The organism is Brevibacillus humidisoli (assembly GCF_020923435.1).
Lineage (GTDB): Bacteria > Bacillota > Bacilli > Brevibacillales > Brevibacillaceae > Brevibacillus_E > Brevibacillus_E humidisoli.
The window spans coordinates 1,439,511-1,464,319 of sequence record NZ_CP087263.1; the positions used below are offsets into that span (position 1 = coordinate 1,439,511).

29 protein-coding genes are annotated in these 24,809 nt (G+C 51.8%); 16 read left to right on the forward strand and 13 right to left on the reverse strand.

Annotated features, from left to right (window positions below):
• Position 1 precedes the first annotated feature (1 nt).
• Complete coding sequence (locus LOK74_RS07160; protein ID WP_230045957.1) at positions 2-196, forward strand: hypothetical protein; 195 nt, start codon at positions 2-4, stop codon at positions 194-196.
• Here LOK74_RS07160 and LOK74_RS07165 read toward each other — a convergent pair.
• A complete protein-coding gene (locus LOK74_RS07165) occupies positions 193-933 on the reverse strand; it encodes an alpha/beta hydrolase (protein ID WP_230045958.1) in 741 nt (246 codons plus the stop codon). The genes LOK74_RS07160 and LOK74_RS07165 overlap by 4 nt on opposite strands.
• A gap of 271 nt (positions 934-1,204) precedes the next feature.
• On the opposite strand from LOK74_RS07165, the gene pdhA reads away from it, so the two are divergent.
• From pdhA to lpdA, 4 genes are all read left to right on the forward strand, one after another.
• A complete protein-coding gene (gene pdhA, locus LOK74_RS07170) occupies positions 1,205-2,290 on the forward strand; it encodes a pyruvate dehydrogenase (acetyl-transferring) E1 component subunit alpha (RefSeq protein ID WP_230045959.1) in 1,086 nt (361 codons plus the stop codon).
• Between the two features lie 3 nt (positions 2,291-2,293).
• Positions 2,294-3,274, forward strand: coding sequence for an alpha-ketoacid dehydrogenase subunit beta (locus LOK74_RS07175; protein ID WP_230045960.1), 981 nt, complete (start codon positions 2,294-2,296; stop codon positions 3,272-3,274).
• Positions 3,275-3,364: 90 nt separating this feature from the next.
• Entirely contained in the window at positions 3,365-4,753 is a 1,389-nt protein-coding gene (locus tag LOK74_RS07180; protein WP_230045961.1) for a dihydrolipoamide acetyltransferase family protein, read from the forward strand.
• A 1-nt stretch (position 4,754) separates the two neighbouring features.
• On the forward strand, positions 4,755-6,167 hold the full coding sequence (gene lpdA, locus LOK74_RS07185; RefSeq protein ID WP_230045962.1) for a dihydrolipoyl dehydrogenase: 1,413 nt from the start codon (positions 4,755-4,757) through the stop codon (positions 6,165-6,167).
• 94 nt (positions 6,168-6,261) lie between these two features.
• Here lpdA and LOK74_RS07190 read toward each other — a convergent pair whose 3' ends face one another.
• A complete protein-coding gene (locus tag LOK74_RS07190; protein WP_230045963.1) occupies positions 6,262-7,170 on the reverse strand; it encodes an acyl-ACP desaturase in 909 nt (302 codons plus the stop codon).
• A gap of 184 nt (positions 7,171-7,354) precedes the next feature.
• On the opposite strand from LOK74_RS07190, the gene LOK74_RS07195 reads away from it, so the two are divergent.
• Entirely contained in the window at positions 7,355-7,507 is a 153-nt protein-coding gene (locus tag LOK74_RS07195; RefSeq protein WP_230045964.1) for an aspartyl-phosphate phosphatase Spo0E family protein, read from the forward strand.
• A 111-nt stretch (positions 7,508-7,618) separates the two neighbouring features.
• Here LOK74_RS07195 and LOK74_RS07200 read toward each other — a convergent pair whose 3' ends face one another.
• Positions 7,619-8,371, reverse strand: coding sequence for a DUF5937 family protein (locus tag LOK74_RS07200; RefSeq protein WP_230045965.1), 753 nt, complete (start codon positions 8,369-8,371; stop codon positions 7,619-7,621).
• 162 nt (positions 8,372-8,533) lie between these two features.
• Positions 8,534-8,683: a small acid-soluble spore protein P gene (locus tag LOK74_RS07205; RefSeq protein WP_230045966.1), complete on the reverse strand. Its 150-nt coding sequence runs from the start codon at positions 8,681-8,683 to the stop codon at positions 8,534-8,536.
• A 96-nt stretch (positions 8,684-8,779) separates the two neighbouring features.
• Here LOK74_RS07205 and LOK74_RS07210 point away from each other — a divergent pair, with 96 nt between their 5' ends.
• The 3 genes from LOK74_RS07210 (at position 8,780) to LOK74_RS07220 (ending at position 10,079) form a co-directional block, all read left to right on the forward strand.
• The gene (locus LOK74_RS07210; protein ID WP_230045967.1) at positions 8,780-9,643 is read left to right on the forward strand and encodes a HEPN domain-containing protein; all 864 of its coding nucleotides are present in this window, start codon (positions 8,780-8,782) and stop codon (positions 9,641-9,643) included.
• 91 nt (positions 9,644-9,734) lie between these two features.
• Positions 9,735-9,878 (forward strand): hypothetical protein, encoded by a 144-nt coding sequence (locus LOK74_RS07215; RefSeq protein WP_230045968.1) that lies wholly within the window; start codon positions 9,735-9,737, stop codon positions 9,876-9,878.
• A gap of 45 nt (positions 9,879-9,923) precedes the next feature.
• The gene (locus LOK74_RS07220) at positions 9,924-10,079 is read left to right on the forward strand and encodes a hypothetical protein (protein WP_230045969.1); all 156 of its coding nucleotides are present in this window, start codon (positions 9,924-9,926) and stop codon (positions 10,077-10,079) included.
• A gap of 47 nt (positions 10,080-10,126) precedes the next feature.
• Here the strand turns inward: LOK74_RS07220 and LOK74_RS07225 are convergent, their stop codons facing one another.
• From LOK74_RS07225 to LOK74_RS07260, 8 genes are all read right to left on the reverse strand, one after another.
• A complete protein-coding gene (locus LOK74_RS07225; protein WP_230045970.1) occupies positions 10,127-10,942 on the reverse strand; it encodes a serine/threonine protein kinase in 816 nt (271 codons plus the stop codon).
• A gap of 177 nt (positions 10,943-11,119) precedes the next feature.
• Positions 11,120-12,166 (reverse strand): DUF2515 family protein, encoded by a 1,047-nt coding sequence (locus LOK74_RS07230; protein ID WP_230045971.1) that lies wholly within the window; start codon positions 12,164-12,166, stop codon positions 11,120-11,122.
• A 181-nt stretch (positions 12,167-12,347) separates the two neighbouring features.
• Positions 12,348-12,800, reverse strand: a complete 453-nt coding sequence (locus LOK74_RS07235) for a DUF441 domain-containing protein (protein WP_230045972.1) — start codon at positions 12,798-12,800, stop codon at positions 12,348-12,350.
• Between the two features lie 100 nt (positions 12,801-12,900).
• The gene (locus LOK74_RS07240) at positions 12,901-13,215 is read right to left on the reverse strand and encodes a DUF1811 family protein (RefSeq protein ID WP_230045973.1); all 315 of its coding nucleotides are present in this window, start codon (positions 13,213-13,215) and stop codon (positions 12,901-12,903) included.
• A gap of 390 nt (positions 13,216-13,605) precedes the next feature.
• The gene (locus LOK74_RS07245) at positions 13,606-14,265 is read right to left on the reverse strand and encodes a cell wall hydrolase (RefSeq protein WP_230046936.1); all 660 of its coding nucleotides are present in this window, start codon (positions 14,263-14,265) and stop codon (positions 13,606-13,608) included.
• Positions 14,266-14,395: 130 nt separating this feature from the next.
• Positions 14,396-14,956, reverse strand: a complete 561-nt coding sequence (locus LOK74_RS07250) for a hypothetical protein (protein WP_230045974.1) — start codon at positions 14,954-14,956, stop codon at positions 14,396-14,398.
• 4 nt (positions 14,957-14,960) lie between these two features.
• Positions 14,961-15,758: a hypothetical protein gene (locus LOK74_RS07255; protein ID WP_230045975.1), complete on the reverse strand. Its 798-nt coding sequence runs from the start codon at positions 15,756-15,758 to the stop codon at positions 14,961-14,963.
• Positions 15,759-15,886: 128 nt separating this feature from the next.
• On the reverse strand, positions 15,887-16,612 hold the full coding sequence (locus tag LOK74_RS07260) for a peptidylprolyl isomerase (RefSeq protein ID WP_230045976.1): 726 nt from the start codon (positions 16,610-16,612) through the stop codon (positions 15,887-15,889).
• Positions 16,613-16,867: 255 nt separating this feature from the next.
• On the opposite strand from LOK74_RS07260, the gene LOK74_RS07265 reads away from it, so the two are divergent.
• The 7 genes from LOK74_RS07265 (at position 16,868) to LOK74_RS07295 (ending at position 24,094) form a co-directional block, all read left to right on the forward strand.
• The gene (locus LOK74_RS07265; RefSeq protein ID WP_230045977.1) at positions 16,868-18,019 is read left to right on the forward strand and encodes a trans-sulfuration enzyme family protein; all 1,152 of its coding nucleotides are present in this window, start codon (positions 16,868-16,870) and stop codon (positions 18,017-18,019) included.
• A 175-nt stretch (positions 18,020-18,194) separates the two neighbouring features.
• Positions 18,195-18,767, forward strand: a complete 573-nt coding sequence (locus LOK74_RS07270; protein WP_230046937.1) for an RNA polymerase sigma factor — start codon at positions 18,195-18,197, stop codon at positions 18,765-18,767.
• Positions 18,754-19,815: a TolB family protein gene (locus tag LOK74_RS07275; protein ID WP_230045978.1), complete on the forward strand. Its 1,062-nt coding sequence runs from the start codon at positions 18,754-18,756 to the stop codon at positions 19,813-19,815. Before LOK74_RS07270 ends, LOK74_RS07275 begins: the two co-directional genes overlap by 14 nt.
• Before the next feature lie 18 nt (positions 19,816-19,833).
• Positions 19,834-22,086, forward strand: a complete 2,253-nt coding sequence (locus LOK74_RS07280; protein WP_230045979.1) for a hypothetical protein — start codon at positions 19,834-19,836, stop codon at positions 22,084-22,086.
• 3 nt (positions 22,087-22,089) lie between these two features.
• Positions 22,090-23,016 (forward strand): ABC transporter ATP-binding protein, encoded by a 927-nt coding sequence (locus LOK74_RS07285; RefSeq protein ID WP_230045980.1) that lies wholly within the window; start codon positions 22,090-22,092, stop codon positions 23,014-23,016.
• A complete protein-coding gene (locus tag LOK74_RS07290; RefSeq protein ID WP_230045981.1) occupies positions 23,016-23,867 on the forward strand; it encodes an ABC transporter permease in 852 nt (283 codons plus the stop codon). Before LOK74_RS07285 ends, LOK74_RS07290 begins: the two co-directional genes overlap by 1 nt.
• A gap of 47 nt (positions 23,868-23,914) precedes the next feature.
• The gene (locus tag LOK74_RS07295) at positions 23,915-24,094 is read left to right on the forward strand and encodes a hypothetical protein (RefSeq protein ID WP_420908734.1); all 180 of its coding nucleotides are present in this window, start codon (positions 23,915-23,917) and stop codon (positions 24,092-24,094) included.
• A 60-nt stretch (positions 24,095-24,154) separates the two neighbouring features.
• Here LOK74_RS07295 and LOK74_RS07300 read toward each other — a convergent pair whose 3' ends face one another.
• The gene (locus LOK74_RS07300) at positions 24,155-24,706 is read right to left on the reverse strand and encodes a pyridoxamine 5'-phosphate oxidase family protein (RefSeq protein ID WP_230045982.1); all 552 of its coding nucleotides are present in this window, start codon (positions 24,704-24,706) and stop codon (positions 24,155-24,157) included.
• Between the last annotated feature and the right edge of the window lie 103 nt (positions 24,707-24,809).

Genomic DNA, 24,809 nt, shown 5'->3' on the forward strand with positions numbered 1-24,809 from the left:
GATGATCTCGGCCAAGCAAAGAGAGATGCTGCTAAAACAGCTGCGCAGCGACGAGAGCAAACTGGTCAACATCGTTTTAATCGATGAAGAACAGGTGGCAGGTGAGATTGAACAGGCGACCAGCGACGGTATTCAACTTGTCGACGGTCGTCGGTACAGCTATGACCAAATCCGTGAGATCAATGGACTATATTAGGAACCGTAATCGTTGACAGCAAAAAAGTGGCGGAGTCCGTCCGGCAGCATTCGTTGCCAAAAGCCCCACAGATGATCGCCTGCATCCTCTACATATGCCAGATCGGCACGCTTCTCGACAAGCACCTGTTTGATGCGGCGGTTCCAGTCAACGAAATCAAAGGTACCGATATGGGTCTCTACTGCTGTTTCATCCAGTCCCACAACCATCCACAATTGCAGCCAAGAGAGGTCTGTTTCTTGCTGAATCCGTTCCAGAGTAGGTTGGAAGAACGCACCAGACAAGGAAAGGACACGGCTAAACACGGTAGGATAGTCGAGAGCCAAGTGCAGCGATACGGTACCCCCTAAGGAGTCGCCGGCCAACAATCTCGCTGCGGGGTCTTGTCGAACCGGATAGCGCTGCTCAATATAGGGCAGCAGCTCCTCGACAAAAAAGCACTTGTAGGCTTCATTCCGTTCTCCGATCGCGGAATATTCGCTGGTTCGCTTGCTTCGTTCGACAGAGACGCCGACGATGATGATCGGCTCCATCCCTTCGTTTAGGATCAGTTGGTTGGTCAGGGTGGCGATCCGCCCCATCGTGAAAAAATCATTTCCGTCCTGGCAGTAGACCACAGGGTAGGACAACAATTCGTTGTACCCGGGGGGAAGGTACACCTTCACCGGACGAAATGCGTTGAGCAAGCGGCTGGGCACCTCTTCTTTGACGATCGTGCGTTTCAGATATTCAGACATGGCGAACACCTCTTTTCCGGGATTTTTGGGACCCTTTGCAGGTTGAGAAGCAGTTTTTGCTAAAAGTTATCCTTGAAAAATACTAATACAGATTTTATGATAAATGATAACAGCATGCAAATAAACCCTGTAATAGCGAGGTTATAACAACTAAAACAGTTTATTGAACTGAGCTATAACAGGTGTCTGTCCAGCAGAAGAAAGCGTTTGCGTAAAAGCATTCCCTTTCTGCCTGGCATGACCCTATTTTAAACAAAGAGGTGAAGTGTTGATGAGCGTTTCTACTGCTGTAGAGCAAACCGGTAACAATACACCGCTGCAAATTCTGGCACCAGACGGTACTGTCGTCAACCCTGATTTGATGCCGGAGCTATCTGATGAACAACTGCGTGAGCTGATGCACAAGATGGTTTTTACCCGTGTCTGGGATCAGCGTGCGATCAGCTTGAATCGTCAGGGACGACTCGGTTTCTACGCTCCAGTCGCAGGTCAGGAAGCCTCGATGATCGGCTCGCAATCCGTGCTGAACAAAGAGGATTTCATTCTGCCCAGTTACCGTGACATTCCCCAGATCGTCTGGCACGGTCTGCCTCTCTATCAAGCGTTCCTTTATTCGCGGGGACACATTCACGGCGGTCAAATCCCCAAGGATGTAAACGTTTTAATGCCGCAGATTATCATTGCGGCCCAGTGTACACAAGCAACCGGCGTGGCCATGGGCTTCAAACTGCGCAATGAGAAACGGATTGCGATAACCTACTTTGGCGACGGCGCCACGTCCCAGGGCGATTTCTACGAAGGATTGAACTTTGCTGGCGTTTACAAACTTCCGGCAGTCTTTATTTCCCAAAACAACCAATACGCGATTTCCGTTCCGTTCGAAAAACAAACGGCGGCCCAAAGCATTGCGGTCAAAGCGGTTGCCGCAGGCATCACCGGAATACAGGTAGACGGCATGGATGTACTGGCTGTATACAAGGCGACCCAGGAAGCGAAGCAGCGTGGCATTGACGGAGAGGGTCCGACCTTGATCGAAGCACTCACCTACCGTTACGGCCCGCACACGATGGCTGGTGACGACCCGACGCGCTACCGGACCAACGAAGAGCAGGGTGAATGGGAGCAGCGAGATCCGCTCATTCGCTTCCGCAAGTTCCTGGAAAGCAAGGATTTGTGGAGCGAGAAGGATGAAGAAGCAGTGATCGAGGAAGCGAAGCAAGCAGTGGCTGATGCGATCAAGAAGGCTGACGAATATCCGAAGATGAAGGTAAGCGATCTGATTGACGTAATGTATGAGACCCTGCCGAGCGGACTGGAAGAGCAAAAGGCAGAGTATGTGGAGAAGGAGTCGAAGTAAACCATGGCGCAAATGACGATGGTTCAAGCCATTACCGATGCGATGCGTGTGGAATTGGCACGCGACGAAAAGGTACTCGTGTTTGGGGAAGACGTAGGCGTAAACGGTGGTGTATTCCGGGCCACAGATGGATTGCAGAAGGAATTCGGCGAACACCGCGTATTTGACACGCCGCTTGCCGAATCAGGGATCGGCGGACTGGCCGTCGGTCTTGGTGTAAACGGTTTTCGACCGGTTGCGGAAATCCAGTTCTTCGGCTTTGTGTTTGAGACGTTTGACGCGATCGCCTCTCAGGCGGCTCGGATGCGCTATCGTTCCGGCGGCCGCTTCCACAGCCCGATCACATTCCGTTCGCCTTTTGGCGGCGGGGTAAAAACGCCGGAACTGCACGCTGACTCGCTGGAAGGTCTGTTCTTGCAAACCCCCGGAGTCAAAGTGGTCATCCCGTCCACTCCGTATGACGCGAAAGGACTTTTGATCTCTGCGATCCGCGACAACGATCCGGTTATTTTCCTGGAGCACATGAAACTGTACCGTTCGTTCCGTGCAGAGGTGCCGGAGGGTGAATATACCATTCCGCTGGGCAAAGCCAATGTGGTACGGGAAGGCAGCGATGTGACAATCATCACGTATGGCGCGATGGTTCATACCAGCCTGAAGGCAGCGGAAGAGATCGAAAAGATGCGGGGAACCAAAGTAGAAGTGATCGATATGCGCACGATCAATCCGCTTGACATGGATACCGTGATCCAGTCTGTGAAAAAGACCAATCGAGCGATTGTCGTCCAGGAAGCACAAAAATCAGCCGGGGCAGCGGCGGAAATCATCGCTCAGATCAACGAGAGAGCGATTCTCCATCTGGAGGCGCCAGTGCTGCGGGTAACGTCACCTGATACCGTCTATCCGTTTGCCCAGGCGGAAGATATCTGGCTGCCGGATGTAAAACGCGTCGTTGACGCTCTTGTTCAGGTGCTCGATTTCTGAGATCTGTAGGTGAACGGCGGAAAGGACAGCTTTCCGCCGTCTTTTCCGGCACACGAAGCGATTATGGAATGATAGAGGAGGGAATTATGCGTGAGTCGTTTTGAATTCAAACTCCCTGACATCGGGGAGGGTATTCACGAAGGCGAAATCGTCAAATGGCACGTAAAGCCAGGCGATACGGTAGAGGAAGATCAAGTTATCCTTGAGGTGCAAAACGACAAGGCTGTCGTAGAGATACCGTCTCCTGTCAAAGGGAAAGTGGCGGAACTGAAGGTAGACGAAGGAACCGTTTCCGTTGTTGGCGACACGCTGGTTGTCTTTGAAGTAGAGGGAGAGGTTCCCGACCAGCCTGAGCATCATGCTCCGGAGGCGGACAAACCTCAGTCGGAACCTGCGCAAGCGCAGCAGACCGATGGGGTGGAGCCAGGCTGTGATATTGGGGCACAGGTAAATGCTAACGCCAGTCAGCCGCTCGATACACCAGCGGCGGCAGCACCGAACGGGCAGGCACAGGGGGCGCCAGTTGAGCGAAAGTACATCCTGGCTACGCCATCTGTCCGCAAATACGCCCGGGAAAAAGGAGTCGACCTCTCATACGTACCGGGTACAGGCAAACAAGGACGGATCACTCGCCAAGACGTGGATGGTTATCTCGCAGGCGGAGCGGCTGCTCCACAACCGGCAGCTGGTCAGCCAGTACAGGAGGCGGCGGCAGAGCCGACCGGGGTGCAGGCAGCACAAGCAGCGCCGACGACTCACTACGCTGCTCAAGCCGGCGAAGTAGAAGAGCGGGTACCGTTGAAAGGCATCCGCAAAGCAATCAGCAAGGCGATGGTGAAGTCTGCCTATACGGCACCGCACGTAACCATTCTCGATGAAGTAGACGTTACCGAGTTGATTGCCCTGCGCAAAGAGGGAAAACCGCTCGCCGAGGAAAAGGGAATCAAGCTCACCTACTTGCCGTTTATCGTAAAGGCGGTCGTGGCAGCCTTGAAGAAGTTCCCTGAACTGAACGCATCCCTCGATGATGAGAAACAAGAGATTATCTATAAAAAGTATTACAACATCGGTATCGCCACATCTACCGAAGAAGGCCTGCTGGTGCCGGTCGTAAAAGCGGCTGACCGCAAGTCGATTTTCGAGATTGCGGCCGAGATCAGCGAACTGGCCGGTAAGGCTCGTGAACGAAAAGCTGCACCTGACGAACTGAGGGGATCTACCTTTAGCATTACCAATATTGGTTCGGCTGGCGGCATGTTCTTCACCCCGATCATCAACCATCCGGAAGTAGCGATTCTCGGGGTCGGTCGGATCACGGAAAAACCGGTTGTCAAAAATGGAGAGATCGTAGTTGGTTCCGTACTGGCGCTTTCACTCAGCTTTGACCACCGCCTGGTAGACGGGGAACCGGCGCAGCGCTTTGTGAACTACGTGAAACAGCTGTTGGAAAACCCGACACTGTTGGTCATGGAGGGATAATATGGTAGTCGGAGAATTCACCACGGAAGTAGATGTTTTGGTCATCGGTGCAGGTCCCGGCGGGTACGTGGCGGCGATCCGAGCGGCCCAACTGGGCAAAAGCGTCACGGTCGTCGAGCGAGGTGAGCTAGGCGGAGTCTGCCTGAATGTAGGCTGCATTCCATCCAAGGCATTGATCCATGCCTCCCATACCTACGATCATATGAAAGCTGCCGATCAGATGGGGATTTCCGTTGAGAACGTATCCGTCGATTTCGGCAAAGTGCAGGAATGGAAAAGCAAAGTCGTCAAGCAGTTGACGGGTGGTGTCGGTTCGCTGTTCAAAGGGAACAAGATCCAGACCGTGCCTGGCGAAGCGCTGTTTGTCAGCGAGAACGAAGTCCGCGTGTTCAACGGATACGAAGTGAATCGATACAAATTTAACCACTGCATTATTGCGACCGGATCACGACCGATTGAACTGCCGGCATTTCCGTATGGCGAGCGGGTGCTATCCTCTACAGAGGCCCTCAACCTGACGGAAATTCCCAAAAACTTGGTCGTGATCGGCGGTGGTTATATCGGCATCGAACTGGGCAGTGTATATGCCCGCTTCGGCAGCAAGGTAACCATCCTGGAAGGATCCGACCAGATTCTGCCCGGATTTGAAGCGGAGATGACCCGCCTGGTAGAGCGTAAGTTGAAGAAAAATAAGGTGGACGTCTTCACCAAAGCGATGGCCAAAGGTATGGAAGAGACCGAAAACGGCGTCGTGGTAACGGCAGAAGTGAAGGGTGAAGAGAAGAAGTTTGAGGCGGATTATGTCCTGGTTACGGTAGGGCGGCGTCCCAACACCGACGAACTGGGCCTGAGCGACATCGGCATGAAGCTGACGGAAAAAGGGTATGTGATTGTCGATAAGCAGGGACAGACCAGCATTCCCAACGTGTATGCAATCGGTGACATCGTAGAGGGACCTGCGCTGGCCCATAAGGCCTCCTACGAAGGAAAAGTGGCTGCGGAAGCGATTGCCGGTCAACCCTCAGCCGTCGACTATAAAGTGATTCCGGCCGTTGTTTTCTCCGATCCGGAAATCTCCAGTGTCGGCATCAGTGAGCGGGAAGCAAAAGAGCAAGGACTGGATTACGTTGTCGGACGGTTCCCGTTTGCGGCCAATGGCCGGGCGCTTTCCGTCAACGCCGGGGAAGGATTCGTCAAACTGGTGGCTGACAAGGAGACGGGTGTTGTACTGGGAGCGCAAATCGTCGGTCCGGAAGCATCCAACCTGATTGCTGAGATCGGCCTGGCCATTGAGATGGGTGCTACACTGGAAGATATCGAGTTGACCATCCATGCGCATCCTACCTTGGGAGAAATGATGATGGAAGCAGCCGAGTTGGCGCTGGGTCACCCGATTCATGTGCTGAACAAATAACCATGATGATACGAGAAGCCTTGCTCTACCGCAATAGAGCAAGGCTTCTTTGTTTCGTGTGCTCGTCCTATCGTCATCGCGGATTGGACGAGTATCAGCTTAATCCACGTGCAGCAAGGCGCTCGGTGACTCGCTTCATCTTTTCGTAATGCTTCAGTAGGCGAACCTTTGACTCAACCGCTTCCGTCCTGCTCGGCTGCAGGCTGTCGATTCCCCAATAGTGAATCAGGTATTCGTATACTTGGTTAAAGTAGGCGATCGGACCATAATTGGCATGGGTAGCGATGGTATTCATCCGTTGATCAAAATCAGGCATACTGCTGCCCGGCATCTTGAAATCCGTCATGACCCTTTCGATGTAGTAGACGTAATTGTGATCAATCGCCAGATACGCTTTTACGGCATCGCGGTAAAAGGCAAAATGCAGCGTCTCGTCTTTGGCCAATCGTCTCAACAGGCGGGAAAGATCCGGATCGTACGGGGTAGCGGCCTTCGCTACATTATTGTAAAAGACCATGGTCGCCAATTCCTGGACCGTGGTGTAAACCATCGTTTCCAAGGCCGAGTCAAAGTCGGGCTCGAACCCCTGCTCGACGACCAGCTTTCGCAAGCGGTGCAGGGTGTCAGGGTCGGCGTTGCGCGTGAGCAGCAGGTAGGTCTCCAATAAAGAAGAGTGCTGATCTTCCTCAGCGGTCCAGGTGTGAACGAACTGCGTCAGCACCTCCAGCGACCCCTTAAAGGTAACGGCGAGATAGGTGGTGAACCATGGTAAATTAACCTCTGTTAGCAAAGCCGTCTCGATTGCCGTGTACACCTCATCTGACAAGGTGCGTTGACTGATGTCCCAAGGTTCGCGCTTAAAGCATCTGCCTTTGTCCCAGGGAAGGAATTCGTGGTAGCTCCAATCAATCTGTGCGGCTCGTTTTCGGTGGGTTTCGTACAGCTCTTTTAGCGTTGGTTCCAAACGATGGTCAAGCAACTTGACCGCATAATGCTCTGCCATTCATTCGCTCCATTCTTGATCTGTTTTCTTTTCGTAATTGTACCCATCATACCATATTCTCAACGGCAGAACGCTAAAAAAAAAGCTGGCATCTCTTAAAAAAATGTGAAAAATGTTAGAGAAACCTTTTCATTTGTTCCATTTTTATGTAAAATATCCCTTTTCAGCTTGCGGGAGGATCTGGATGGATACGAGAAAGGCCATTGAAGAATTGCGGGCATATCTGGAAAAAGCTGTTCAACGACTTGATTACGATTTGCTGAATCCTGAGATTCTCAAGATTAGTCAGGAGTTGGATCAGCTGATTGTTGCGCAGATGGTGCATGGCAATCGATAAAAGCACCTGCGATTAGACAAACAGACATTCATGGAAACTGGAACGACCACAAGATTCACGGGGGTCGTTTTTTGTTTGCAGAGAACGCTGAACTGCTTGGACCTCTTCCTCTTAGGAAATCGGCTGGCTGATCAGACTATAGGCGATATGCAGCGTATCCCCAAACTGCGTGTATCGTGGCGGATGCGACAAAAACCAGCTTGGGTGCAGGGCAATCCGCACAACCTCTTGCGTGTCCTGGTGGTTTGTCGTCAGCGGCAAGCAAATCAATCTCTCAGACGAGTCATGCTGAATCGGAAGTGGGACGATCTCCTGCAAGTAATCACAAATCGCTTTTGTGCTACGCAGGTTTTCAAACCGGGTTCGCTCACGCACAACAGTCGGTTGCAACTCGTCCCACTTTTCTCGAAAAATGTAATGGGTGTATGCGGCAAAAAACAAGTTGAAGCGGCCTCTAATCAGTTCAGGTTCACCTTGTAGATCGTTTGGTAGGGAAGACAGATGCGGCTGACTCCGGCCCATACTGCTGCAGAGTGTTTCATTGAGCGAATGGATGAACTGATCCAGGGGCAGTTCGGCCAAGTAGGTGAATTGCTCCTCCTCTGTCGTAAGTAATTCGGTCCGATGCACAGCGAATAACGAAGGGACAGAGTAGGCAAACAGGGGGGAAAAGTAGACCCATTCGGAATAAAGCCCCTCACCTTTTAGGATCTCCACGCTTTTTTTTACCCACTGGTGGTGCTGCAGCGTAGGCAGCACCTGGGTAAGCGTGTGCAAACTGGCCGCCATCTCAAATAGTGGGGAGACGCTAAAACGGATAGGCGGGTTGGGATTGTAAAGCTTGGACAAATCTATTTTTATCATCGTTACGGCCTCCTAACCCTTGCTTCTTTCATCATACGCAGGTTTTTAGGACAATTCAATCACCAACCAGTTCATCCGGAGAGGGGTACCCGACGTGGATGACAGAAAAGAAGAGTCGCCAGTTTTCCCCGGTTAGAAAGAAAAAGGCCAGAGAGTGTTCCTCTAGCCTTCACGTGTCTTGATGTTGCGGGAGTGGTTCTCCTGTTTCACCTGTTTTGATCCTGGCAGCGGCTCTCCAGCCTGCTCCCGTGGATCGTACTCGTTGTTGTACATCTGATGCGGATTGGCCGGTTGATTCTCTTCTTTCAACATGTGATCAACTCCCTTCACTCTCTAGTATGTGAGATAATGGAGAAAACATGAACTGTAAACCCTGGCATCCCGATAAGGTGTGGAAGGAGTGAAACGATGCCGCTATTGCTTGCTCCCGTGTTCAATTCTGTTGCGTCAGGTCCAGTCCAAATCAATCTGAAAAACGGGTTTCGGCTCGAGTCTGGCAACGACAAGTTGTACAAGCTGAGTCATCGTTATCTGCGCAACCTGATGAACGAAAACCGGCTCTATTTTAAGGAAAAAGTGTCGGCCGACAGTATGTTCCTGATCGCCGATTATCCACAGATGAAAGTGACCGAGGACCGCAGCTACATCGAACTGATCGAAAATCTGCTGAATATGGCCAGCGGGAATGGCGTCTGCTCAATTCCATACGTGCTTACGATTGAACAGAATCAATATGGGATCAGCTATTTAAAACGTTCTTTAGATGGCCCTGCGTACCTGTTTGACGAGGAGAAACGGCAGGTATTCGAGCAGCTTTTGCGGCAAGAGGGTCACTTTCCTCCCGTTCCCTTCCGCCGTTACCTGCTCTCTCTGGAAAGAGAGAACTGGGAAGATCGATTGCTGGATCTGTGGATTGCCTTGGAATCTCTGTTTGTACCAGACGGGAAAAAGGGAGAGATCACGTATAAGGTTCGCATGCGGACTGCTTACTATTTTGCGGATACAAGGGAACAGCGCAAGCGTCTCTCCGATTTTATCAAGCACTCTTACAATCATCGCTCTGAGATTGTACACAGTGGTAAATCACCAGAGACAGGGGTTAGCGAAGAAGTGCAGACACTGGCCGAGTTGGTCCGCATCACCCTGATTAACATGTATGGAGAGGACATTAAGCCCCAGGAGTTGAAAACACGGCTGGATGAGCTGATCTTGTCGGGAGAGAGTTATCGCGAGGTTTACCACCCCGCCTACTTCCGACAGCTCTCCATATGATACGGCAATGATCTGACACAAACGCTGGTTGATGATGTAGGCGGATGGATTGGGGGGGATCGGGCAGAATAAACTGTGGGGGTGATGCACAGTGCGGGGACATGATGAAGAATTTCAGGATCAGGTGGAAGCGTATCGCACCAATCCGCCCGGGAGCCTCAACGAACGGACGGAGAAGGATCGACACGACAAGATGGAGGGAAAAGAGACTCGTCTGGACAGCAACAACCGGTAATGAATCCACTCTGGATTCAGTCCGATCATAATAGGAGGCGTTAGGATGCGTAAAGATCGCATGGAGGAGGAAAGCCTGCTGGTCAATGGACCAGTAGGCGGTGAAGTGCTGACCAAACAAGAACGGCAGACATTGCGTGAAGAGGTTGGCGAGTTGACCCAGAGAATGGAGCAGGCCAAAGAGCAGGAGATTGCAGAATGAGACGGCAAGCAGTATCGCGTAGCTCGCGGTACTGCTATTTGTATTATTTATATGTGTAGAAAGTGATCCAGATCGTCGATTAACTCTGCCACGGTAGAATAGCTGCCGTCTATTTGAAACAGTTTTTGCAGGATGGTTCGAAGAGGCGGTGAAAGGGAAAGTTCCTCTTGCCAACTGCGCTCCGCTTCTGATTCATCTGCCTCATACGTCGAATAAAGCAGGAACAGCAGGAAGTGGCCTAGCGCCAGCAAATCGCTGGAGGGATGAACGGCCCGCTTCAACTGTTTTTCAGCGGGGTAATGATCGAACGGATCGTCCGTATAAGTGGGAGAGTCGCCGATGAAGCGGGCTAGACCAAAGTCGATCAGGTAGGGTTCGCCGTTTTGCATCACCACGTTGGGTATACGTACATCGCGGTGGATGATATCATGCTGATGCAGGTGATCGACGATTCTGGCCAGTTTGCAGATCAAGCGTACCGCTTCCGCCTCTCCAAACTGTTGGCCCTTGTCAAACAGCAACTCTTCGACGGTTATGCCGGGGATATAGGACATGACCAAGAAGCCCACATCGTTTTGGACAAAATGTTCAACTACTTGTGGGATTTGCGGGTGATCCAGCGATTCCAGGATTTTCTTTTCGTATAGTTGCATCCCTAAGCCTTTCGGGTGTCCTCTGCGGCTTGGTTTTGTCTGCTTGACAACCACCTGGGTGTCTGCGTGAAGGGGGGAGGCGAGATATGCGATTCCATAACTGCCCACACCGAGTACAGAACGAATGGTGTAACCGCCAAGTGTTTGTCCAGGGCGATACGGTCTATCCAGCCAATGAGTGCGATATAGCGTAAGCAGTTTCTCCCACAAGATGAACACGTCCTTTTATCTCTGCACTTCTCTTTGTCCTACCGCCTATTATGCGTGATTTCACTGTTTTTTGAAAGCTTTGAAGAGTTGGGGGCCGCCCGACTTGCCCTCGCAGGCGGCTTGTTGTGGAAAAGGTGGTCGCACGAATGGGGCTGAATACAGCTGCGGGCGATACGTTTAGGAGATCAGGGCAACCATCTGCAAGCCGGCTTCGACCATATTGAGACCACTTGCATAGTCGTTCTCGTCAATGGTTGGGATCAGGTCGTCTTCCTCCAGAAAGCGGAGCCATTTCTCATCTCGGTACCAGTCGGTGCCGTCGGCTGCAGGCTGTACAGTGTCCGGCCATACCCTTGGGAGGGGCGGGCTGTACAGCTTTGGCCGCCCTGGAAGCAGTTCTGCCCCCTTTAACCGCTCCTGATACGGCACCTCAAGCCTTGAGGTGGGAATGGGCGAGAAGATCTCAGGCCAGTAGTCGGCACGTGAACCAGTATGCGTCACCCTAGTGGCCCAATCGATGATCGCCTGATGCCGTCTGGGATCGTCAAACAACAGCTTGTACAATGTTTTGCCGACATTGATCCGTCTCTCCACGGAAGGGAAGTTTTTTACACTGACCCCTGTCAATCGCGGACGTTTAGCAGCCGACTGATCTCGATATGGAAACAAGATCTGATTTAATGACAGGATGGATTGGGCCAGGAAAGGGAAGCTTTCCAGTACCTGATCCCGATAAAACGGGTGTTTAACGACCCGCTGCTCAATGTATTGTTGTTCATTGATTATCAGTGCACGTGACAGACGTGCTCCGTTGCCACTCTGTAAAAAGTCCCGCCAGATCGGCACCATGAAGCGGGAGACGCCCAAATCAGGCAAAAGCGATGTCAGATCCTCGCTTTCCCGTTTCATGGTCGCATAGAGCAGCAGTTGGGGGTATGCATCGTGAAAGATCAACCAGTTGCAACGTTCCAGAAAGGCGAAAAACGACTGAATGTCCTCTTCGGACATCAGCCGGGGCAGCCATTCACCGCGTAGGTCGGTCATGTTCCAGCCGCCATTGCGTGAGACCAGATGGGCGAGCAAGGCCCAGTTCACCTCGGGATATTGCAGATAGAAGCGGAGATATGCTTCTGTTCGTGTCAGGTTGTTCCGGTTGTGTACAGCCGTCTGATGGCGGATCTCTGCTACCAGATCGACGCCGTGGATCACTGTTCCCCGTCTCATAACGGCACTCTCCTCACCATTCGGTTGCATTGATTCCTAGCCTCTCCGCTTTCGTGCTGCCATATGCAAGGGAATGGATCTGCCAAACAGGATGGTTCGGGAACAGGCTCCCATGTGAATGAGTGGAATAGAAGCGTGCCCAGTGAGAAAGGGAACGAGCATGACGGTTCTGTTGGTTTACCTATGTCTTTGGCAAAAACTGCAGGATGAAGGCCATTAGCCCGGCTGCGATCAACGGGCCAACCGGAACGCCGCGAAACAAGGATACACCGATGATTGTGCCTACTAACAAGCCGGTGACCACTAGCGGGCTCTCTGACATCAGCGTTACACCGCGACCGCCCAGGTAAGCGACGACAGCACCGATCAGAATGGCCAGGATGGATTGCCAGTTGTTCAAGGTTTTATACATCGTCTCCGGACTGATTTTGCCACTGGCGATCGGGGATAAAACACTGATCGTGAGTACGATAATCCCCAACTGCAGCCCGTACTGCTCCAGATAGGGGAAGACCCGCTCTGCGTTTACCAAACGAAGCAGCAGCAGGACGCAGACGGCGATGGAAATGGTTGGATTTCCGCCGACAATCCCAAGTGCGAGTAGTGCCAGAAGAATAACGTTGATGATGTCCATAGCTAATCCTGCTTTCTCTGTTTTTTCCTATTATAACAAAAAAGCGATGCCCGATTTCTGACATTGCCATTGCTGCTGTCGAGAAGAAGAGGGCGTGTCTCTATGCGACCGGCCCTTCTTCCAGCATCCCTACGGGAAATCCAACCTGCTCATCTGAGCCGCTAAAACGCCCCCAGGCAAAAACCCCGTTGAAGTAATCGACCGTGAATGGTTGGTCATGTCCGTAAACACGATAGCTTCTACCGACTGTAAACGGTGTGGTTCCGAGATAGTACGATTTGGCCAGATAGAACTTCTGCTCCAAGATCCCATGGCTGACCTGATCACCTCGCGCTTTCTGTGCTTCTGCTTCTCTGCGTAGGTGCTCCATCTCCATTTGCAGTTCAGCCAATGTCATCTCGCTGTATCGTTTCATCGAAAACAACCTCCCTTAGGATCGATCACTAGGATTACGCTCTTATTGTAGCAGGGAAAGAATCCGGGTACACTTTGCTTGCAAAAAAAAACAGCATTCCACCACATGGGGAATGCAAAGGATTGGGGTTTTTCGAAAACAGTCGTTTGCCATGGACAGGCAGCCGCTCTCACCCGACTGTCTGACGCAGCAGGTTCTCACGCAATAAACATGACCAAGTCGTGTACCAAGTGACCTGAGCATGGTATCGGTAGAAATCGTAACCGTCACGGTTGTTTTTATACGTTGAGTGGTTCGCTTACAGGAATCAGGATAACAAATAAAAGTAAAGCGCTGATAAAGCAAAAATAAAAAATGGTAAATGACTGTATCGATTTAATGGAAAAAATGTTAATGGGCAAAAATGTGATTTCCAATATGCACAGCCTGTGGACGGCTCCAGATCCAAGTGGAGGTAGCCGTTTCAGGGTTAAAGAAGTAAAACGATCCCTGTGAAGGGTCTGAGCCACGCAGAGCATCCAAAACGGCACGACGGGCGGTCTGATTTGTTTGCTTTGGCAATCGGCCGTCTCTCACAGAGGAAAAAGCACCAGGAGCAAACACGACCCCACGCATTGTGTCGGGAAATCGTTCTGCGTGGATGCGGTTCAGAACGACGGCAGCTATCGCCACTTGGCCCTGATATGGCTCTCCTCGTCCTTCCGCGTACACCAGCCGGGCCAGCAGATTCAGTTCTTTTCCAGAAAGGCTGACTTGCTGCAGACGCTTCTCTGTCGTACGGTCGACGACCCCTGTCGTCGGCAGACTCTGCTGGCGTTGAAACGCCCGGACGGCAGCAACCGTTTTTTCGCTGACGATTCCGTTGATCCTGCCGTTGTACAGTCCCAGCAGGTAGAGTCGATACTGCAGATCCCATACATCTTCCCCACGACTTCCAGGATACATCTCACTGGGAGCGGCTGCTTCTGTCGAATGGACGAACAGACAGAGCAGGACGACCAGCAGCGTTTGTATACAAAAGAAAAAGCGCGAATGCGCCAATGGTTTCATGAACACCGGAAAAAAGCACTCCTTTTCGCTTTGATCGCAAAAACCGAAGCAACAGCGAACCGATCAGGTGCCAGTCTATCTTAGCAATTGTTTGGGTTCAATAGTCTTTTGTTGTCGGATATGCCATTTTTTAGTATCTGCCAAATGTTCTTGCCGACTCTCTGTATAGGAACAGCAGTGAGATCCCCGCTGCAAGGCTGGCCGCAAACAGCGCTACATAGATGATCCGCCACTGGAACGGAATGTGTGGATACAGCGGCGAACCGATCAGGATCAACAGTTGGCAGATCAGATAAAACTTCCACCGCGAATCAACTGTTCGCGCCAATCGTCTATGGCCTTGGTTTCTGGCTGCAAGGGCAATGCCGCTGCAGATGAAGTAGACCATAAACAAATCAAGCATGACAAACGCCTGTCCTCCCCACATCCACAGCAGATCAGATGTCGATTGCGGAAACTCTTCCAGCCCCGCCTGCAGTTCGACAACGGCAAAGAGGAAGAACGGCAGATTGACGACGGCGAACGGTACTGCGTTGCGAAAGCGGCTGCTTTGACTGGACAGTTTTCTTAAGGAAGCAATCACGATCAGATAACCGACAAAGTCGGGCAGGATGTCAAAATGCTGCAGACGGACATCGAGCAGCACGATCAGGCTGCCCCAGAACAGTTGTCTGTATGCGTACTGGTACATCTTCCTATCTCCTTTCTTCTACGAACTGACCGATCCGCTCATCGGTCAGGTTGGGACGATAGTCGATGTGTAAAGGAATGATTTCGCTTTTGCCAGCTCCATCCTCTACCAGTATGTCCGCGTCAAGATCGTAGAAATGAAGGGCGCTGACAACATCTGCCGAGGTGTCAAAGGCGTATTGAACAGTTAATGTCTCGTTTTTGCCAAGCGTCAGCGGGAATTGGGTGTCACTCAACGATTGACCGTTTATTTGCATGTGGAAAAAATCAGCAGGCCAAGGAGAATCAAATCGTATCCCTGTCACTTGGAGATGTTCCCTGGCACGGTACGTATCCGATCCGGTATGGTTGGAGCTGCTCGAACCGCTAATCCAGTCCAGCCATTCATGATGGGGATATTGCTTGTGCAGCGTGATCTCGCCGATGTCTACTTCATCCCACGTACCATCCGAGTACCGGACCTCGATCACATCCCATGAATCTTGCCGGACCGGTTCACGATCCATCCGGATATCCAGCTGTCGGATCTGGTGGTAGTTGGTTCTGTGAGTGATCTGCCGATCATCTACGAAGACCGGATAAGTTCGATCAGGGAGGTCGATATCTGTCACCTGCCGTTGGTCAGTCACATTGGTAAGGTAATAGAGAGAAAAAGTATATAGGTTATCGTCAGGGTAAACGTCGTAATAGTGGGAAAAAAAGATCGGTTTCGCCACTTGCTTTGCATCGTACAGCAGAAGGCTGCCGACCCAGAGCAACACCCAACCGAATATTGCTGCGGCAAGCCATTTGTTGACTCTCATCCCGATTCCTCCTTCTTTCCCAGTATAGGGGACCTCCCGGAAAGATGCCAGCTAGAGAGAAGGGGAGCGCAGGGATCGGTGAAAACAGCAAGGCACTCGTCCGGGTCGGACGAGTGCCTGATGGCTTCTCAACTTTCCTCTATCGTAATCGACTTGATAGTCACCGGGTCGACCGGAAGACTGTTTTCACCGCCAGCTTTCGGATTGGGTTTTGTCTGGCCTTTGGCGATTTTTTGCACCACATCCATCCCTTTTGTCACCTTGCCAAAAATCGTATAGTTGGGGATGTTGTTCAGACCGGTCACCTCTGGGCCAGTCCCGATAAAGAACTGGCTTCCATTGGTATCAGGACCGTTGTTGGCCATGGCGACCACACCAATTTCGTATTTGTGGCCATTCTCCAGTTCGTCTTCAAACGTATAGCCAGGACCTCCGGTTCCATTGCCGAGCGGGTCTCCGGTCTGGATCATGAAGTCTTTGATCAGCCGATGAAACGTCAGGTTATCATAAAATTTTTCCTTGGATAGAAACACAAAGTTGTTAACTGTTTTCGGCGCGTCTTTGGCAAACAGCGTGATGGTAAAATCACCGGCAGTGGTGGAGACGACCGCCTGATATTGCTTGTTTGTATCGATCATCATGCCCGGTGCCTTGTCGTACTTTCTCTCGGCCACTTTTTTCGGCGGCTCAGCTGGCTGCTTGTTCTGTTCACCGCCCTGATTTGCCTTGTCCTGTTCGGCAGGTGTATCGGGAGAAGTGGCTGTTTCGTTTCCGTTGTTGCCGGTACATCCAGCAAACAACAAACTTGCGGTTATGATGCAGCACATCAACCACCAAAAGTGCTTTTTCTTCATTTTATACCCTCCTGTTACGGCATTTAATAATAGGTTTAGAAGCAGACCATTTTCGTGGACACGACCGGGGCTGCCCGGATCGCGAGTTGCATCCTCACTGGATACGTAAAAAAGATACTACAAAAGTATTTCCAAACTATAAGCAAAGTATTTCTAAAGTATGTTTTGAGCGCTTTTTTCTCTGGTAGTTTGCGCCAGACCGCCAATAGCGAACTTGTGTTATGATAGAAAGAAAATCGGATAGGAGCAATCGACATGAGTGAACGTTTTGAGACCAAAACCGTACATATTAGCCACTCCCCGCTCGGCCCAGGGGTAAGCAAGACGACACCGATTTACCAGACCTCCGTCTTTGCCTTTTCCGGATTGGAGGAAGTGGAGCAATACTACGAGGGGAACCAGGGGTACCTCTATACGCGCAACGGCAACCCCAACCAGGTCGAACTAGCAGCGGCGATTGCCGCTCTCGAAGAAGCAGAAGACGGAGTCAGCGCAGCATCGGGTATGGCTGCGATCATGGCAGGACTGCTTGCAGTGCTGTCTCCAGGCGATCATATCCTGGTCTCGGACGAGTTGTACGGCGGTACTTATGCACTGCTGGCCAAAGAGCTGTCGCGGTTCCAGATCGAAATGGATTTGATCGATTTGAAGCGGGCAGGCTCCTTGAGCGGGCATATCCGTCCCCAGACAAAAATGCTGTTGTTTGAGACGATCACCAATCCGCTGCTCACGGTAGTAGACATGCCTCATTGGATAACAGAGGCGAAGCAGCACGGTCTGGTGACGATGATTGACAATACCTTCGCTACACCTTATTTGGTGCGGCCGATTCGTTTTGGAGCTGATCTGGTTGTCCACAGCGCCACTAAGTATATCGGCGGGCATAGTGATGTCACAGCAGGCGTTCTGGTTGGCAGAGCTGGGCTGGTCCAGCGGGCACGTGAGGTGATCGTCAACTATGGCGCTTCCCTCAGTCCTTTTGAAGCATGGTTGGCGGCACGCGGTGTCAAGACGCTGGCACTGCGTATGGAGCGACAGTGTGACAACGCAAAACAAGTAGCCGATTTTCTGAGACGTCATCCGGATGTCGAGCAGACCTATTATCCTGGAGAAGAGGATGTCTCCTTTTTTCACTGCCGTAAGCAGGGAGCGATGATATCGTTTAGGCTGCGAGATGAGAGTCGCGTGTATGCGTTTTATCGATCGCTCAAGTGGATCAAGCTGGCTCCTTCGCTCGCTGGTGTCGAGACCTCTGTTTCCCATCCGGTCACGACTTCCCATCGCGCTCTCAGCGAAGAGCAGCGGCAGACGACCGGCATCACAAGCGGTTTGGTCCGTTTATCAGTTGGGATTGAAGCTTATCAAGACATTATTGCTGAATTAACGTCTGCGCTGTTGAGCGAGTGAGAGCAGCACAGCACAGATCTTTTGGCACTCGTTCCCCATTAAGCCTACTGTCGGCTCAGAAGAGGGACGAGTGCTTTCGCTTGGAAACAAAAAATATCTGGCCTCGCGTGACCTTTTTCGTCTGCCTCCCGTCAGACGGGGTAGAGAACAAGAGGTTGGAGGAAGTGTGATGGCGATGCCGCTGGAAAAGGTGGGAGAGATAGCTTCTACACCGCCGGAACAATCAAAAGAATTGGAAACGAGAGATTTCACGGAGTTATATGATGAATATTTTGATCGGGTCAACCGATATCTGCGCTGTCGGGTCTACAACCCTTGGGATGCAGACGATCTAACCACGACGGTCTTTTTAAAGGCGTTGGAGAAGTTTGAACAGTACAGTCGGACCAGTCCGTTCGCCTCCTGGATTTTCCGTATTGCGCACAATACGTTTGTCGATTACCTGCGGAAAAACAAGGAGCTCCCTGTGGACAACAGTCAGCTGCTGGTTGAAGAAGTGGACGAGACGTGGCAGCCTGAGCGGCAGGCTCTCAGCAACGAAGAGATCCATCTGCTGCAGGAAAGATTGGAGCTGCTGTCTCCGGATCAGCGTGACGTGCTGACACTTCGCTACTTTGCCGATTTGAAAATCAGTCAGGTGGCGGAAGTGCTCGGCAAGACAGAGTCCAGCGTGAAAATGCTCTCGCACCGCGGCTTGCAGCAGCTGCAAAAACTGTATAGGGAGGGAGACCGTCGTGAAAAAAGATGAGCGCTTTGCAGCACAAGAGGAGGAATCGACGATAGAGCTGCTCTTGGCCCATTTAAAGGAGATGCGTCAGGCGGTCCCGATCAACTACCAGTTGAAGGCAGAGCTGAAGCAGAAACTGCAGGAACAGATCAAAAAGTTGGCGCAAAGCGAGTCTGAGCCATCCGGAATGCAGCTGCAGCAGGCGCGAAGAGGCTGGTGGTGGGGAGGTGCCTTCCTGATCGTGGTGGCGGCCATGGTCCTGTTGATTTGGCCGGATGACGAGATTCGTCTCGGCAGCGAGCAAACGCTGGCTGTCCCGGTACAACAGGAGGCAGAACGGACAGCACTCGCCCCATTTGATGAGCAGGTTGCCTATCTCGCCGATGACGAGAAGCTATACATTCATCAGTTTGTCAACGAGGTACCCCATGAGCGATCTTACCAGCTTCCAAAGACTGACGGCCGCTATGGATCGCTGTCTTGGGCAAGGTCATCCCGGCTTGCCGTTACCGAAGAGGGAGGAGAGCGTTCCCGACTATGGGTGATCGATGCGAGCGACAGCGGGGCGCAGGCCAAAAGTCAATTGGTCTGGGAGGAGCCCAATGGCGTTTTGAGCAGCCCCGACTGGTCGCCGGATGACCGTCGAATCGCGTTTACACGCACCCGCGGCACACAGAGCGAAATCTGGATAACAGATCTCCATACCTTAAAGACAACGAAATGGACCGAAGGGCACAATCCGGTCTGGTCGCCTGACGGCACTCTGCTGGCTTATGTCAATCAGCAGAAGGTATGGGTGATGAGCCTTGTAGATGAACGCACCTATCAACTCGGCGAGGGAGCCTATCCCTCTTGGGCCGATACAGACTGGTTGACATATACGACTCCTGACGGCCAGTTGGCTTCTGTCCAAACTACGGAACAGCCCTTTACCGTCGAAATGATCCCATTTTCTCCCGAGAGAGAAGGTCAGTTGAAGCGGGCCAGTTGGTCAAGAGATGGCGATCACCTGCTGACAGCTGTAGAAACCAGTCAGGGCATGGTCTTTTCCATTGCCAAGCGAGACTAGATAAAGGAGAGAAATACGATGTGGAAGTGGATTCTGGCGTTGGTTCTTGCTCTGTCAGGGATTGCAGCTCCACCTGCCGCTGCGGCAGACAGCATAGACATTTCGGTTCACGTACCGCTGAATGGACTCGTCAAATACGATCAATGGACACGTCTCAACGTTACCTTAACGAATAATGGAGCGCCGTTTTCGGGGAGTGTGTCGATCTATCAGGATCGCTCACGATACAGGGAAGAAGACCGTGATCTGGGAATCCGTCAGGAGGTTTCACTAACTCCAGGGGAAACCAAACAATATGATTTCGACCTCTCCGGAGAGATGTTTAATCAATCGCTGGTTGTGAAAGTGTTGGATGGGGAGATGGAGGTTGCCAGCTATCCGGTAGCTTCCGCTTCCCCCAAGGATGAGCGGGTTGTTGCTGTCGTCTCCGATGACCCCAATGCCTTTCACTTTTTGTTGATGAATAAAGACAAGTCAATGGCAACCAATCAGACATCCTTTTTGGTGCAGAATGTAGATCCAACAGCGATTCCGGATCAGTCCTGGGTTCTGAAGAATGTCGATATGCTGGCAATCGGTGGTTCCACCAGTACGATTGCTGAGGAGCAGATTGCGGCGATCAAGGAGTGGGTCCATCGCGGGGGAGTCTTGCTTCTCTCTGCAGGACCGGGACAGGATGAAACCGTACAGCCATTCTCCGACCTGCTCTCGGTCCCGGCTGGTTCGCCGGGAGAACTGCAGGATCTGGGGGAGTTGCAGGAAGTGGCCGGGGACGATCCGCTGCCTATTACATCATTACCCGTCTACCACCAGGGTTCTCCGCTCATTGTGCCCAAGCAGTTGGGTGCGGGCTTGCTGTTGTTTGCCAATTACGATGTGACGGCAGAACCGTTGGCATCGTGGCAGCATAATCGCGAGTGGTGGCAGCATGTTCTGACCAAACATGGCGCTATCGAGAGGATAAACCAACATAAAGGATTGTTTGATCATACCGGGAGCCAGTTGAGCCGAATCATCCCTGGTGTTCGCACACCGGATGCCGGCTGGCTGTTCTTCATTTGGTTTCTTTATATACTGGTCGTTGCACCGCTCGTGTATATCTGGTTGAAGCGGATCGACAGACGGGAGTGGGCATGGGGAATCATACCCGGTTTGGCGATCCTGCTGTCGATCGGCATCTTTACCATTGGCCGTACCCTGGTCGTGGACGAAAACACCAGTTACACTGTCTCACGGATCGAGATTATCGATGAAACGGCGGCTGAGGTTAGCTCCACTGGTACATTCCTGCAAATATCCGGTGGTACTTACACGGTCGAGGCGAAACCAAACTTTGTCGTCAACCCCTACGGTAGATACGTAGATGAGAGAACGGATGTGAAAGCATCGATCTACCGCCAACAAGGGCAGAATACCCGGATTACGTTGGAGCAGGTCCCTTATCTGACGATTAGGCAGATTGCTGCAGCTGGTCTAAAGGAGGATGTTGGTGCATTCTCCACGGCCTTGACAGTAGAAGGGAAACGCCTCCTTGGTACGGTGAAAAACAACACTTCATTTGACATAGAGCAATTGTACGTCGATCTGGGCATGCAGCGGATTCCGCTTGGCCCTTTGGAAAAAGGGGAAGAGATGCGGGTAGATAAACAGATAGAAGAGTACGTGATCGGTGAGATCGATGATAAGGCCTACTATCCCGAACCGCCGAGCAGAGAAGAGAGGATGGAGATGATCCGCCAAGATTTTCTCGATACGAATAGACGCGACAAGATTCGCCTGGTCGGAAGCTCATCCCAACCGCTGCAGCTCTTTACGATGCAGGGAGAACATGAGGCACATCATTATAGTATGGTCAGCCAGGAAGTCCAACTCACTCCCAATCAGGACGGTCGGATTGTCTACCCCTACGGCACACTGCCTGTTCGTTTAGAGAATGAAGAAGGTAAGTTCTTCTCCCGGTCCTCATACGCCTACGAATTGGCGGATGGCAGCGCAACCTTTGCGCTGGCGGCAGGGGAAGCGGACATCGACGTAAAGCGGTTGGAAGTGCCGCTTGACCTCAATCCGTACCGCCCCTTTGTCAAAGAGATCTATCATGCGAAGAGCAATACCTGGAAGCCGCTTGGACGGGAAGAACGAGTTGTTCTGGAGGAACAGCTGCCGGAATACCTCAATCGAGACGGGAATCTGCTGATCCGCTTCCGCAATCCGACATCGCAGCCCCTAACGCTGCCGGAGCCCTTGTTCCAGGTGGAAGGGGAGGAGAGATAAACGATGATTCAAACGGAACACTTAGGCAAACGTTACGGAAAACTAGAGGCATTGATTGACCTCAATCTGCAAATCGAAAAAGGTCACGTGTTTGGTTTTATTGGTCCAAACGGAGCCGGAAAATCGACGACGATGATGATCCTCTCCACGCTGCTTGCGCCGACTTCGGGGAAAGCCTACGTGGCTGGCTACGATGTGGCAAAGGAGCCAAAGGCGGTGCGCCAATCGCTGGGGTACATGCCGGACTTCTTTGGCGTCTATGACAACCTGAAGGCGACCGAATACCTTGATTTTTATGCGGGAGCCTACGGCATTCCGACCGCCAAACGTACGTCGTTGATCGCAGATTTGCTGGAACTGGTCAATCTGTCCAACAAGGCAGACGCCTACGTTGATTCACTGTCGCGCGGCATGAAGCAGCGGCTTGGCTTGGCCCGGTGTCTCGTTCACAGTCCGGAGGTACTGATCCTCGATGAACCTGCTTCGGGACTTGATCCGCGGGCAAGGATTGAAATGCGGGAGATTTTGAAGCAGCTCCGTTCGATGGGCAAAACGATCCTGATCAGCTCACACATTCTGCCGGAGTTGGCCGAATTGTGCGATCAGATCGGTGTCATCGAGAAAGGGCGGCTGATTGCCTGCGGTGATGTAGATGAAGTAAGCGTAGGAACACGCGGTATCTCCGTGATGCAGCTAAAAGTGCTTGACAGGCATAAACAGGCGGAGACGATATTGACAGAGTCGCCCTTTGTCAGGCGGTTGGACAACAAGAGCAGTCATTTCCGCTTTCACTTCACCGGTACAGAGGCGGATAAGGCTGAGCTGCTTCAGCGGCTGACTGCAGCGGGGATTCCTGTCGTTCACTTTGGCGATTCAAAAGAAAACCTGGAAGATGTTTTCCTCGCGATTACGGAAGGGGTGGGCAACTGATGGGCGGCTTTTTTACCAATCCATTGATCGTCAAAGAGCTGCGGGAGCGATTTCGAGTCAAAAAAAGCATCTGGATTCTCGCTCTCTACCTGCTCATACTGGGTGCGATCCTGCTCGGTTTTGTCTACCTGGAACAGATGAACTCGCTCTCAGCGCCAGGTGAAAATCGAGAGGCGTTTATCGTCATGGCCGTTATCCAGTATGGCATGATCTGCTTTATCGCTCCGGCTCTGTCGGCCGGCACGGTAAGCGGAGAACGGGAGAGGCAGACGCTGAACATACTGTTGACGACTCAACTCTCTCCGCTGAAGATCGTGCTGAGCAAGCTCTTAACCTCGCTTGCCTTTATCTTTTTACTGGTGGTGGCCTCCATCCCCCTCTATAGCTTGATGTTTCTATACGGTGGGATTTCGCCTAGCCAGCTGCTTACACTGGTCGTCTTTTTTGCGGTCAATATCATTCTTTTTGGCTCTCTTGGCCTGTTTTGTTCTACCTGGGTGAAGCGTACCGGTGTGAGTACGATACTCGCTTATGGATTGGCTTTCTTTTTCGTTGTGGGCACGGGGCTGCTCGTCATGTTTCTCGGTCCACTGATCGCAGAAATGTCTGATTCGGTACAACCCGTAGATCCGATGGATTACGTCGGTATGCAGGTTCTTAGCTCTCTGAATCCTGTGATTATCATGTCCAATATTCTGGGAGAAGATTTTGGACCAAAACTGCGCTTGTTTATGGAACCATGGCAGTTTTTCGTCATTGTTTGCTGTCTGCTTAGCGCCCTGCTGGTAGCGTGGAGCGGATACCTGCTTCGCCCGATTCGTCGTTCCTGGTTTGGTTGGAGAAAATCGTAACAATTGTGTACAATAAGAGAATCGATCAAACAGAGGGGGTAGACATTGTGGAGAAACAGGACCGGCAAGAGGTGCAGGTCGTTGACTTTGAAGAGCTGCTCACGTATATCGAGCGGCGTCTGGCAAACGCGGGTATGAAGGTAGGACGCGACGAGATTATTACAATTTTACAGGCGGAAGAGGCTTTCCTGATGGAAAAAGGGTTAATCGAAGTCGTCTCCGAGTGATGATCCGAAACGGGAAACGGCATGCTGTCAACGGCATGCCGTTTCGTTATGGCTGCACGATCAGCCCTGCAAATCTTGCTGTTTCGTCCGCCCTGGATAAAACCTCCTATTCTCATCCAATGGGTTTTCTTTTGCGGTTAGGGATATGGCCTTTAGTTCGTAAACCGCTGTCCGGCTTCCCAACGAAGAACGATATTTTTCCACGTGGTTTTGGGACAGCCGCTTGTCGAAATACCCTGGCACGTATTTATCCAGCAGGGCTTGCATGACGGACGTGGCTTTCGCAAGATCGGAGACAGGCTCCACTTTACCGAATATGATCACGCTGAAGTACCCCGTGTCGGTTTTGGCTGGTACAGGATTGGCAATCGTGCCGTCTTCTTCACTGACGGTGAAGCAGGCGTTGGGATTGGCAGCCATGATTTCGGTCTTTCTTCCTGACGCGGCTCCGTGAAAGTAAATGCTGTTCTGAAGCCAGACGAAGTTTAAGGGGATCACGTAGGGGAGGGAGCCGTCAGCCAACCCCAGATAGCCGGTTTTTGCCCTGTTCAGAAATTGCACGATCCTGTCCTGATCATCACAGGCTCGCTTCTTGTACCTGATCTCGTACACAATGACCAACTCCTTTCGCGATTTGCTATACTGAATTATAGGTACCGATTGTCCCCTTTAAAAGGGACAGGAATAGAGAGTTTGATAGGGACAGTTGGGGGGA

Bases quoted from the DNA above. Each gene is read 5' to 3' on its own strand.
- LOK74_RS07160 (WP_230045957.1), top strand. From the start codon at position 2: ATGATCTCGGCCAAGCAAAGAGAGATGCTGCTAAAACAGCTGCGCAGC.
- LOK74_RS07165 (WP_230045958.1), bottom strand. From the start codon at position 933: ATGTCTGAATATCTGAAACGCACGATCGTCAAAGAAGAGGTGCCCAGC.
- pdhA (WP_230045959.1), top strand. From the start codon at position 1,205: ATGAGCGTTTCTACTGCTGTAGAGCAAACCGGTAACAATACACCGCTG.
- LOK74_RS07175 (WP_230045960.1), top strand. From the start codon at position 2,294: ATGGCGCAAATGACGATGGTTCAAGCCATTACCGATGCGATGCGTGTG.
- lpdA (WP_230045962.1), top strand. From the start codon at position 4,755: ATGGTAGTCGGAGAATTCACCACGGAAGTAGATGTTTTGGTCATCGGT.
- LOK74_RS07190 (WP_230045963.1), bottom strand. From the start codon at position 7,170: ATGGCAGAGCATTATGCGGTCAAGTTGCTTGACCATCGTTTGGAACCA.
- LOK74_RS07195 (WP_230045964.1), top strand. From the start codon at position 7,355: ATGGATACGAGAAAGGCCATTGAAGAATTGCGGGCATATCTGGAAAAA.
- LOK74_RS07200 (WP_230045965.1), bottom strand. From the start codon at position 8,371: ATGATAAAAATAGATTTGTCCAAGCTTTACAATCCCAACCCGCCTATC.
- LOK74_RS07205 (WP_230045966.1), bottom strand. From the start codon at position 8,683: ATGTTGAAAGAAGAGAATCAACCGGCCAATCCGCATCAGATGTACAAC.
- LOK74_RS07210 (WP_230045967.1), top strand. From the start codon at position 8,780: ATGCCGCTATTGCTTGCTCCCGTGTTCAATTCTGTTGCGTCAGGTCCA.
- LOK74_RS07220 (WP_230045969.1), top strand. From the start codon at position 9,924: ATGCGTAAAGATCGCATGGAGGAGGAAAGCCTGCTGGTCAATGGACCA.
- LOK74_RS07230 (WP_230045971.1), bottom strand. From the start codon at position 12,166: ATGAGACGGGGAACAGTGATCCACGGCGTCGATCTGGTAGCAGAGATC.
- LOK74_RS07235 (WP_230045972.1), bottom strand. From the start codon at position 12,800: ATGGACATCATCAACGTTATTCTTCTGGCACTACTCGCACTTGGGATT.
- LOK74_RS07240 (WP_230045973.1), bottom strand. From the start codon at position 13,215: ATGAAACGATACAGCGAGATGACATTGGCTGAACTGCAAATGGAGATG.
- LOK74_RS07245 (WP_230046936.1), bottom strand. From the start codon at position 14,265: ATGAAACCATTGGCGCATTCGCGCTTTTTCTTTTGTATACAAACGCTG.
- LOK74_RS07250 (WP_230045974.1), bottom strand. From the start codon at position 14,956: ATGTACCAGTACGCATACAGACAACTGTTCTGGGGCAGCCTGATCGTG.
- LOK74_RS07255 (WP_230045975.1), bottom strand. From the start codon at position 15,758: ATGAGAGTCAACAAATGGCTTGCCGCAGCAATATTCGGTTGGGTGTTG.
- LOK74_RS07260 (WP_230045976.1), bottom strand. From the start codon at position 16,612: ATGAAGAAAAAGCACTTTTGGTGGTTGATGTGCTGCATCATAACCGCA.
- LOK74_RS07265 (WP_230045977.1), top strand. From the start codon at position 16,868: ATGAGTGAACGTTTTGAGACCAAAACCGTACATATTAGCCACTCCCCG.
- LOK74_RS07270 (WP_230046937.1), top strand. From the start codon at position 18,195: ATGCCGCTGGAAAAGGTGGGAGAGATAGCTTCTACACCGCCGGAACAA.
- LOK74_RS07280 (WP_230045979.1), top strand. From the start codon at position 19,834: ATGTGGAAGTGGATTCTGGCGTTGGTTCTTGCTCTGTCAGGGATTGCA.
- LOK74_RS07285 (WP_230045980.1), top strand. From the start codon at position 22,090: ATGATTCAAACGGAACACTTAGGCAAACGTTACGGAAAACTAGAGGCA.
- LOK74_RS07290 (WP_230045981.1), top strand. From the start codon at position 23,016: ATGGGCGGCTTTTTTACCAATCCATTGATCGTCAAAGAGCTGCGGGAG.